Source organism: Cellvibrio polysaccharolyticus (assembly GCF_015182315.1).
Taxonomy (GTDB): Bacteria; Pseudomonadota; Gammaproteobacteria; order Pseudomonadales; family Cellvibrionaceae; genus Cellvibrio; species Cellvibrio polysaccharolyticus.
Genome location: NZ_PRDL01000001.1, coordinates 3,729,117 through 3,740,000, shown reverse-complemented (window position 1 = coordinate 3,740,000; position 10,884 = coordinate 3,729,117). Strand labels below are relative to the sequence as shown.

The following is a 10,884-nucleotide window of genomic DNA, read 5'->3' as shown; positions in this document are numbered from 1 at the left end:
GTGGAGCTCAAGCAACCTTGATGCTTAACCTGAAGCTTGACGATTACAGGCCTGTAGCTCAGCTGGTTAGAGCGCACCCCTGATAAGGGTGAGGTCGGCAGTTCAAGTCTGCCCAGGCCTACCAATTTGCCTCACTCATCGTTGATAGTACGCCATCATGTATCTACATGCTTCGCCTCGTATCACCTCGAATGAGACAAATGAAAAACCCTAACCCTTTGGTTGAATATTAAGGGGCTATAGCTCAGCTGGGAGAGCGCCTGCCTTGCACGCAGGAGGTCAGCGGTTCGATCCCGCTTAGCTCCACCACTTCACTGTTAATACGAAGAAGTCAGTCACTTGTTGTCTGGTTCAGCGAAGCAAATTGCTTGATGAACAAAGAAAACAACTGACTGGTTTTTACACCAGACGTTCTTTAACAAGATGGAAAGTAAAGTTAATAATTGCTGATATGGGCGATTGTGTTTCTCTACACAAAGTCCGGCGATCAATACTTATGTGATGTGCTTATTATCGTGAGCACATCAAAGTTGTAATTGTTAATCAGTCGCTTGTGTTATATGGTCAAGCGACTAAGCGCACACGGTGGATGCCTAGGCAGTTGGAGGCGATGAAGGACGTAGGAGCCTGCGAAAAGGTCAGGGGAGCCGGCAAACATGCTTTGATCCTGACATGTCCGAATGGGGAAACCCACTCAGGGTAACCTGAGTATCCTGTACTGAATACATAGGTACAGGAAGCGAACCCGGGGAACTGAAACATCTAAGTACCCGGAGGAAAAGAAATCAACCGAGATTCCCTCAGTAGCGGCGAGCGAAAGGGGACCAGCCCTTAAGTGGTTTTGGTTTTAGTGGAACGCTCTGGAAAGTGCGGCGATACAGGGTGATAGCCCCGTACACGAAAAGGCCTTAATCATGAAAACGAGTAGGACGGGACACGTGTTATCCTGTCTGAATATGGGGGGACCATCCTCCAAGGCTAAATACTCCCAACTGACCGATAGTGAACCAGTACCGTGAGGGAAAGGCGAAAAGAACCCCTGTGAGGGGAGTGAAATAGATCCTGAAACCGTGTGCGTACAAGCAGTAGGAGCAGACTTGTTCTGTGACTGCGTACCTTTTGTATAATGGGTCAGCGACTTATTGTCAGTGGCAAGGTTAACCGAATAGGGGAGCCGTAGCGAAAGCGAGTCTTAATAGGGCGTTCAGTCGCTGGCAATAGACCCGAAACCCGGCGATCTATCCATGGGCAGGTTGAAGGTGAGGTAACACTTACTGGAGGACCGAACCCACGTCTGTTGAAAAAGACGGGGATGACCTGTGGATCGGAGTGAAAGGCTAATCAAGCCGGGAGATAGCTGGTTCTCCCCGAAAACTATTTAGGTAGTGCGTCATGTCTCACCCGCGGGGGTAGAGCACTGTTTGGGCTAGGGGGTCATCCCGACTTACCAACCCCATGCAAACTACGAATACCGCGGAGTGCAATCATGGCAGACACACGGCGGGTGCTAACGTCCGTCGTGAAGAGGGAAACAACCCAGACCGCCAGCTAAGGTCCCAAATGCCAGTTAAGTGGGAAACGATGTGGGAAGGCTTAGACAGCTAGGAGGTTGGCTTAGAAGCAGCCACCCTTTAAAGAAAGCGTAATAGCTCACTAGTCGAGTCGGCCTGCGCGGAAGATGTAACGGGGCTAAAACTGGCAACCGAAGCTGCGGATGCGTGCTTGCACGCATGGTAGGGGAGCGTTCTGTAAGCCGTTGAAGGTGAGTTGAGAAGCTTGCTGGAGGTATCAGAAGTGCGAATGCTGACATAAGTAACGATAAGGGGAGTGAAAAACTCCCCCGCCGGAAGACCAAGGGTTCCTGTCCAACGTTAATCGGGACAGGGTTAGTCGGCCCCTAAGGCGAGGCCGAAAGGCGTAGTCGATGGAAAACAGGTTAATATTCCTGTACCGCTTTTTACTGCGATGGGGGGACGGAGAAGGCTAGATCAGCACGGCGTTGGTTGTCCGTGTTTAAGGTGGTAGGCTGATATCTCAGGCAAATCCGGGATATCAAGGCCGAGAACTGATGACGAGTGTTCCTCGGAACATGAAGTGATTGATGCCATGCTTCCAAGAAAAGCCTCTAAGCTTCAGGTAAAAAGAGACCGTACTCCAAACCGACACAGGTGGTCAGGTAGAGAATACCAAGGCGCTTGAGAGAACTCGGGTGAAGGAACTAGGCAAAATGGCACCGTAACTTCGGGAGAAGGTGCACCGGTTTTGGTGATGGGACTTGCTCCCTGAGCTGAGGCCGGTCGAAGATACCAGGCCCCTGCAACTGTTTATTAAAAACACAGCACTCTGCAAACACGTAAGTGGACGTATAGGGTGTGACGCCTGCCCGGTGCCGGAAGGTTAATTGATGGGGTTAGCGCAAGCGAAGCTCTTGATCGAAGCCCCGGTAAACGGCGGCCGTAACTATAACGGTCCTAAGGTAGCGAAATTCCTTGTCGGGTAAGTTCCGACCTGCACGAATGGCGTAATGATGGGGGCGCTGTCTCCACCCGAGACTCAGTGAAATTGAAATCGCGGTTAAGATGCCGTGTACCCGCGGCTAGACGGAAAGACCCCGTGAACCTTTACTGTAGCTTTGCACTGAACTTTGAACCTGTCTGTGTAGGATAGGTGGGAGGCTTTGAAGTTAAGACGCCAGTCTTAATGGAGCCGTCCTTGAAATACCACCCTGGTATGTTTGAGGTTCTAACGTCGGCCCGTAATCCGGGCTACGGACAGTGTATGGTGGGCAGTTTGACTGGGGCGGTCTCCTCCCAAAGAGTAACGGAGGAGCACGAAGGTGTGCTAATCATGGTCGGAAATCATGAGGTTAGTGTAAAGGCAAAAGCACGCTTGACTGCGAGACAGACATGTCGAGCAGGTACGAAAGTAGGTCTTAGTGATCCGGTGGTTCTGTATGGAAGGGCCATCGCTCAACGGATAAAAGGTACTCCGGGGATAACAGGCTGATACCGCCCAAGAGTTCACATCGACGGCGGTGTTTGGCACCTCGATGTCGGCTCATCACATCCTGGGGCTGAAGCCGGTCCCAAGGGTATGGCTGTTCGCCATTTAAAGTGGTACGCGAGCTGGGTTTAGAACGTCGTGAGACAGTTCGGTCCCTATCTGCCGTGGGCGTTGGAGATTTGAGAAGAGTTGTTCCTAGTACGAGAGGACCGGAATGAACGCACCTCTGGTGTTCGGGTTGTCATGCCAATGGCATTGCCCGGTAGCTATGTGCGGACGGGATAACCGCTGAAAGCATCTAAGCGGGAAGCCTCCTTCAAGATAAGATCTCCCCGGGGCCTTGAGCCCCCTGAAGAGCCGTTGAAGACTACGACGTTGATAGGCTGGGTGTGGAAGCGCTGTGAGGCGTTGAGCTAACCAGTACTAATTGCTCGTGCGGCTTGACCATATAACAGAATCGACTGATTCACGTTACAACACAGAACGACGGACTTTGTGGAAACACATGGCCATAGCAGCAATTAACCGACAGAAAGAACATTCGCACCCTCGTTAATCGATCGGCGAATGCTGTATACTTTACTTTCCATCACCTTATTCGAGTCCATCAAGGCCCTCCGGAAACGGCGGTAAGACCTTCGAACTCAACCGAATTGCTTGACGATCATAGCGAGTTGGAACCACCTGATCCCATTCCGAACTCAGAAGTGAAACGACTTAGCGCCGATGGTAGTGTGGGGTTTCCCCATGTGAGAGTAGGTCATCGTCAAGCGCCTAATACTAAACCCCGTGTACTCCGTGCACGGGGTTTTTTTATACTCCGATTTTTTGTTGTAACTCCAAACGTCAGCCCCTTTCGGTTGTTCCCTGTTAAAAGCTGACAAGCCGAGTCGACCTGCGCTGAAGGTGTAGCCGGCCTAAAACTGGCATCCGGATGCCCGCGATTCCTGCATAATTACTCCGGCTTCTCCTGCACTGCTATCTCCCGATGTGGAGCACTGTTTACCTGCATCAATAACCGTTACTCGGCACGATCGGCTCTCGGCAAGCTGTTTATTGACCTGTCCTGAATCGCTTTAATCAACGCCCTTATCACTTCAAACAGAACTTCTCTGTCTGAGCAGGGGGAGTCACTATCCAGCAGGCGGTTGATTTTTTCTCATTGCGTTTCATTCTTCTCTTCCTGAATATCTCCCATCCGTAGACTTCCCTACCGCCTGTGTTTTTACCGTTACGAAGGTGTGACCTGTACAGCGAGCTGTCTGGTTCCTGTTTTAAATCCCTGTTGTTTTGTAATCTGCCCCGCACGGCCTGACATATAAAGTTTATCTCTGTACCTTTACCGATTCGGTAGTTTGATAATGACCGGAGTAGGGTATTATAATTTAATAAGATGAATTATCAGTGGGCTCTTGATCAAGAGCTTCTAAAAGCTACCGCTGTAAAAACAAAAGCCTGTTTATTTATTATTAATAGAAAAATTGCAGAATTTTTTATCTCTCCTTGCCCAATATAAAATACGATTTGACGTGTTATTAAAAGTAGGCAAATTTTTGCTTGATAGCAGGTCTGTTGCATTATCCTTCTTTACAAATCTTGAGAAGATATATGGGGTCTTTTTCTCTACCCTTATTAGCTTCTATCAAATATGACTATTTGCTATTTAATAAAACAATAACCGGGGTATTACATGCTATTTAAATCAAGTCTTTATCGTAAATTGTCATTACCTGTTGCATTGGCTGGTGGCTTTACTTTTTTGCTGTCGTCCGCCTTGGTGCTTGCCGAAGCAAAAAAAGAGAAGGAACCGTGGGAGCAGGCTCAGGAGACTGAAGTGTGGGAACCGGTACCGCCTGTTGTTTCTGCTCAGCCAAATCAGCCGCCATCGGATGCCGTCGTATTATTTGATGGTAAGAACCTGAATGCCTGGAGCAACCTCGAGGGTAAGGCCGCTGGTTGGAAAGTTGAGAATGGCGCTGTTACCGTTGTTCCTAAAACTGGCGATATCAGAACCAAAGAATCTTTCTGTGATATTCAATTACATCTTGAATGGCGTTCACCGGCCAAGATCGCTGGTAAAGAAGGACAGGGGTTAGGCAACAGCGGTGTGTTTCTGCAAGAGCGTTATGAAATACAGGTTCTCGACTCTTATGAAAATCCGACTTACCCCAATGGTCAGGCTACTTCTGTTTATAAGCAGGTGATTCCTTTGGTTAATGCCACCCGTGCTCCGGGAGAGTGGCAAACCTACGACATCATCTATAAGGCTCCGGTATTTGATAACAGTGAAAAGCTGGTAAGTCCCGCGTATGTAACTGTTTTGCATAACGGTGTTCTGGTGCAGAACCATACCGAGATCGAAGGTCCTACCGAGTGGATTGGCAAGCACCCTTACAAAGCGCATGATTGCGCGCCTTTGCGACTGCAGGATCATGGCGATCTGGTCAGCTTCAGAAATATTTGGGTCAGAAAGTTGTAAGTTATCCAACAACCTCATGGTGGCATTACAAATCAGGCAGGGAGTATGACTTCTTGCTTGTTTTGTTTTGGCCTCTTTAAAAATACAGAAATCTGTTCATTTATGTTGCGTGAGCAGATAAAGAGTAAGTTATGAAAAATATAATTTTAAAATGGCTTTTGTCATCCGCCATGTTCGCGTGTGCATTGATGGCCAATGCCTACTACCCGGAACCCAAGGGGCCTTTAGCTGATTTTGTCGAAAACAAGGATTGGAAAGTTGTTGATGGTGTAACCCTGGCAAAGGATGGTAACTCTTTCTCCGTCAATGCGGGAGATGCGCCAGTCGTGCTCAGCCAGATGTCAGGTTCCGAACCCTTCGAGTTGCTCAGCCGCTCCGGGTTTGGTGACGCCTGGCTAAAAGTAAATTTTATGGTGACTGAAAATACCTTGGCCTGGGTATATATTCAATCCCGCTATGCGTTATCGCTTTCTACCGGGTCCAAAGTGCAATCTTCTGCTGCTTTGCAGCCGGGTGCCTTGCTGAATAAAAATGAAGGTGTTTCTGACTTATTAAAACTGACCGGTATCGACGCCGCCAAAAAAGTGGAATTAACTCCAGGGAAATTGCATAGCCTGGAGTTGAAATTTCGTGCGCCCCGTTACGATGAGGCGAACAACAAAACCGATAATGCCATGATCCTTGAGGCTAAAATCGATGATGTGGTTATTCACTCAAATACCTTTCTCACCAGCTTCTCTTACGGTGCCAAATACAATTGGGAAGAACCCTTCGGGCCGTTGCGTTTTATTCTCCAGGAAGGCTCACTGGTGCTTTCCGATATTGATATGCGCCATGCAGATTTCGCTGCAGTGGAAGTACCTGCCGAACAAGGAAAGGCAACCAATCTCGCGGAGTTGACAGACTTTGTAGCGGAAGGAAAAGAATACTTCACCGCCTTTGGCTGTGGTGAGTGTCACGCTGTTGGCCAGAACGATACTTCCTTTAAAACCGGCCCCAACCTGTTTGGCTTGATGACTGCAACGCCGCGTGACAGAGAGGTCGTTGATGGCAGTTCCGGCGGTCGTTTTACAGTAAAAGCAGACCGTTCATACCTGCATGCGAGTATTCGTAACCCGGGTGCGCAGCTTGCTGTTCGTGAGCAGGGTGAAGGTGAGGGCGAAGCTTATCTGCCGGTAATGCCGCCTTACAGCGCTGAAATTATTGCTGACAAGCAAATCGAAGCGCTCGGTGCCTATATCGCGACATTAAATACCCGTTCCAATCAGGGGCCGGTGGTGAAACTGGTAACCGCTGATGGTCCGGAGCAATATGACCCGATGGAAGACGGTTTGCAATTTCTGGTGGGTGATCGCGTCCGTATTCAGCGTGGCCCCATCGAAGGGCTTTCCGGCCGTTCGATTCACGTCGGTCAACCCGGTGGTATTCATTACAGCTTTGATCCGCGTCTGTTGGCTGTTGCGAAAATCTGGCAGGGTGGTTTTCTGGATGTATCCGGTGAATGGACCAACCGCGGTGGAAAGGGTTTGAAAACGGGCTTTGATAGTCAGGTAATTGATCTTGGCAAAGAAGGCTATCTGCTAGCACCACTGAACAAAGACGGTAAGTTAATCGATTTTTCTTTCAAGGAATCTGTATTCGGCGATACAGCAACGATCGAAAAATCACTTTATAACAAAGAAGATCATCTGGATCTGGTTAAAGCCGTTGATGCTGCTTTTAAAGGCTATGAAGTCAACACCAAACAAAAAACCGATGCCCCGGTTTTTAACTACCGTATCGGGGAAAACACTATCGCTATCTCCCATCAGTTAAATGCGGATGGTGAGTTGGTTGTGCGTGTGAAAGGCCAATTGAAAACAGCCCAGCAGTTTTCTCTCAACAGTCGCTTGTTGGCGGATGCTTCGGTATCAAAAGGTGAAGTGAAGGATCTGGTGTGGACATTGCCCGCGGGTAAAGTTGATGCGCAACTGAGTGGAAAATTGCAAGTGGCAAGCCATGTCTGGCAACCGGAAAAATCCGGTTTCAATCATCTTCGCCAAAAGCTGAGTGTGGTTGATGCAAAAGCCAATATGCCGGCAGGCTACCAGGTAGAAAGTTATTTGCCGCCGAAAGATAATTTTGGTCGCTCGCAATTATTTGAAGCGCTGGGCATTGCCGTGGCTCCGGACGGTACTATCGTCGTCTCTACCCGCACTGCGGGGATCTGGCGCATCGTCAAAGGCGAATGGCATTTGTTTGCTGAAGGTGTCTTTGACAGTCTGGGTGTGGTCATTGAAGATAAGAAAGGTCTCAAGGTCGTTATTGGCCAGAAAGCCGAGCTGACCCGTGTCAGTGATACCAATGGCGACGGACTGGCAGACAAGTTTGAAACCTTATTCGACTCGCACAGTTACCACAGCAATTACCACGCTTATATGCACGGTCCGGCCAAAGGCGGCGATGGCGCTTACTATGTAACCCTGAACCTGTCGCACACTAATGTAGCTGTGTACAAAGCTGATGGTAAATACATGGGCTCGGAAGGTGGACTTGCCGGTTGGGCCATCAGAGTCACGCCGGAAGGAAAATCTTCACTCTGGGCTAATGGTTTGCGTAGTCCGGCCGGTATCTCAACGGCGCCGGATGGCACTATCTGGTATGCCGATAACCAGGGTGAATTTGTTTCTACCTCCAAGCTGTTTGTGCTGGAAAAAGACAAGTTTTACGGGCATCCGTCCGGGCTGGTTGACTTGCCAGGCATGACACCCGATTCACCGGAAATTGCCTGGGAAAATGTGCAGGATAAACGTGAGCATGCGCTGGTGCTGTTCCCGCATAATCAGGTTGCCAACTCTCCCGGGCACCCGGTGTGGGATACCACCAAGGGCAAGTTCAGCGCTTTCAATGATCAGATATTTATCGGCGATCAAACCCAGTCGAACCTGTTGCGCGTGACCACAGAAACGGTTGATGGAACCCGACAGGGTGCCGTGATGCCCTTTATTGATGGTCTTGAGTCCGGTGTAATGCGTCCGGTGTTCCTGCCGGACGGTAGTTTGCTGGTCGGGCAAACCGGTCGCGGCTGGCAGGCGCGTGGTGGCCATGTGGCCAGCTTGCAGCGTATCTGGTGGGACAGAAAAACCGTCACCCAGGCAATACATCATGTGGCAGCAAAACCGGATGGCTTCGAGGTAACGCTCACCCAGGCTCTGGATGCCGGGGTTACCGAGGCTGCTTTGAAGGACGCTCTGCAGATCGGCTCATGGGTATACCGCGATGCGCCGGATTACGGTTCGCCGACCATGGATGAGCGAAAAGACGGTGTAAAAGCGGTAAGTCTTGATAGTAGCCGGAAAGTGATTCGGATTTCGCTGGATAGCCTTGAGCAAACGAAAGTGCATCCGCAGCAAACAGCCCGTGTCTATCACATCCAACTGACCGGTAGTCTTGTAAAACCGGGTGACCGTGAGCCTGGCGCGTTTTACACGCTCTACAAGTTTCCGCAAAAATAATGTAATTGTGGTGTTTGGCAAAGCCCCGCCTTCGTGAGAAGTGCGGGGTTTTTTTATGCACGTTATTGCGGTAACTGCCGTGGTATTCTGTAGCCCGATTGTTTGACAGTGGATAAAGCTCATGGCGAATGGAACACAATTTGACGAGTATCAGAGCGTGATGTTGACGACATTGGCTGATGGCGAACTCCATTCCGGGCAGGAGATTGCCAACAAGCTGGGCGTCAGTCGAACTGCGGTATGGAAACATTTGCAAAAACTTGAAGCGGCAGGTATCGCCCTGGAAACGGTTAAAGGAAAAGGCTATCGCATCGTCGGTGGTTTGGAGCTGCTTGACGCGGCGACAATACAACACCATTTGCCGGCACACAGCAGGGCATTGCTAACGCGGCTTGAGGTTCTTGCCAGCGCTTCATCAACCAACGACCAGGTCTTATCACAGGCGCGCCAGGCTGGTTCCGGATATGTGTGCCTTGCCGAGCAGCAAACTGCCGGGCGAGGGCGGCGGGGGCGGCAATGGATCAGCCCCTTCGGTAAAAATATTTATTTATCGGCCGGCTGGGAATACGAGGGCGGCGCCGCCGTGCTTGAAGGGCTCAGTCTTGCGGTCGGTGTGGCCATTGTAAAAGCATTCTCTGCTGCTGGTATTCCAGGCGTTCAGCTGAAATGGCCCAACGATGTATTGTGGCAAGGAAAGAAATTGGCTGGCGTGCTATTGGAGATGAGTGGTGACGCCTCCGGTCGATGTTACGTGGTGGTCGGCATTGGTATAAACGTTGAAATGTCCGAGCATGATGCCAAAGACATTTCCCAGCAGTGGGTTGATCTGCACAGCATCGCCCGAGAGAATTCAAAAAATAATCCTGGAAGAAATTTGTTGGCGGCTCTGCTGATCGAGCAGCTTTTCTCTGTATTGGAAAGCTATGCCGGCAAACGTTTTGTGGCTTATAAAAACGATTGGCAAGCATTAAATGCATTCTCCAATCAACCCGTAATACTCACTACGTCCAACGAAACCTTCTCCGGAAAAATGTCAGGTGTAACCGATGCCGGGGCGCTGGTATTGGATTGTGATGGTCAGGAAAAAGTATTTTATGGTGGTGAAGTTTCGCTGAGAGGTGTCTCCGGTGATACTTGATATTGATATGGGTAATACGCGGGGCAAATGGCGCTTGCGTACAGCCGGCGTAATACATCAACGCGGTGTTCTTGATATTAAAGTTGGTGTTGCTGCCGGACTGCAGGATTTTTATTTCAAAGCAAATCTTGCCGAATACAAAATAGAAAAAATTTTAATATCCAGCGTATTGGATGCAGAAAGGAATGCACAGCTGAGTCTTTTTTTTAAAGAAAAAATGGCAATCGTTGTCTGTTTTGCGAAAAGCACTGCTTCATGGAATCACTTGAAAAATGGCTATGATCACCCTGAAAAGCTGGGGGTAGATCGTTGGCTGGCAATGATTGCTGCCGTTCATGAAAATCATGGAGCTTGCATCGTTGTGGATTGCGGCACAGCCATTACCGTAGATGCTATTGATGCAGAGGGAAATCATTGCGGTGGTTATATTGCTCCCGGGTTTGGCGCTCTGCATCAGGCTCTCTTCAATACTACCCTGATACCTCCCGTGCAAACTGCCTATAGCCATTCGTCGGCACCAGGGCTTAATACATCAGCAGCCATCGGAAATGCTCGTCTCGCGATGTTATCCGGATTAATTGTCGAGGCTGAAAGGGCGTTGCTGGCAAAGTCCAATGGTTCGCAGCTGTTACTGATGGCCACCGGTGGCGACGCTATACAGGTGCAAAGAATTCGCCCCGATGCATTGCTAAAGCCCGAGCTGGTATTGGATGGTTTGGCACTGTTTTTTGAAACTTCCGATCAGGTAGAGGATTGCAAGGAGAGATAAC

At 49.6% G+C, this 10,884-nt stretch carries 4 protein-coding genes, 2 tRNA genes and 2 rRNA genes; all 8 read left to right on the top strand.

What is annotated here, in order from left to right:
* Positions 1 to 47 precede the first annotated feature (47 nt).
* Positions 48 to 124: transfer RNA gene (locus tag C4F51_RS15775), tRNA-Ile, on the top strand.
* A 109-nt stretch (positions 125 to 233) separates the two neighbouring features.
* Positions 234 to 309 (top strand) — tRNA-Ala (locus C4F51_RS15770).
* 253 nt (positions 310 to 562) lie between these two features.
* Positions 563 to 3,451 (top strand): 23S ribosomal RNA (locus tag C4F51_RS15765).
* A gap of 208 nt (positions 3,452 to 3,659) precedes the next feature.
* Positions 3,660 to 3,775, top strand: a 5S ribosomal RNA gene (gene rrf / locus C4F51_RS15760).
* A gap of 918 nt (positions 3,776 to 4,693) precedes the next feature.
* Complete coding sequence (locus C4F51_RS15755) at positions 4,694 to 5,482, top strand: 3-keto-disaccharide hydrolase (protein WP_193911416.1); 789 nt, start codon at positions 4,694 to 4,696, stop codon at positions 5,480 to 5,482.
* A gap of 131 nt (positions 5,483 to 5,613) precedes the next feature.
* On the top strand, positions 5,614 to 8,976 hold the full coding sequence (locus C4F51_RS15750) for a DUF7133 domain-containing protein (protein WP_193911414.1): 3,363 nt from the start codon (positions 5,614 to 5,616) through the stop codon (positions 8,974 to 8,976).
* A gap of 121 nt (positions 8,977 to 9,097) precedes the next feature.
* Positions 9,098 to 10,114, top strand: coding sequence for a bifunctional biotin--[acetyl-CoA-carboxylase] ligase/biotin operon repressor BirA (birA, locus tag C4F51_RS15745; protein ID WP_193911412.1), 1,017 nt, complete (start codon positions 9,098 to 9,100; stop codon positions 10,112 to 10,114).
* Positions 10,104 to 10,883 (top strand): type III pantothenate kinase, encoded by a 780-nt coding sequence (locus C4F51_RS15740; protein ID WP_193911410.1) that lies wholly within the window; start codon positions 10,104 to 10,106, stop codon positions 10,881 to 10,883. The genes birA and C4F51_RS15740 overlap by 11 nt, the downstream gene beginning before the upstream one ends.
* Position 10,884: the final 1 nt, after the last annotated feature.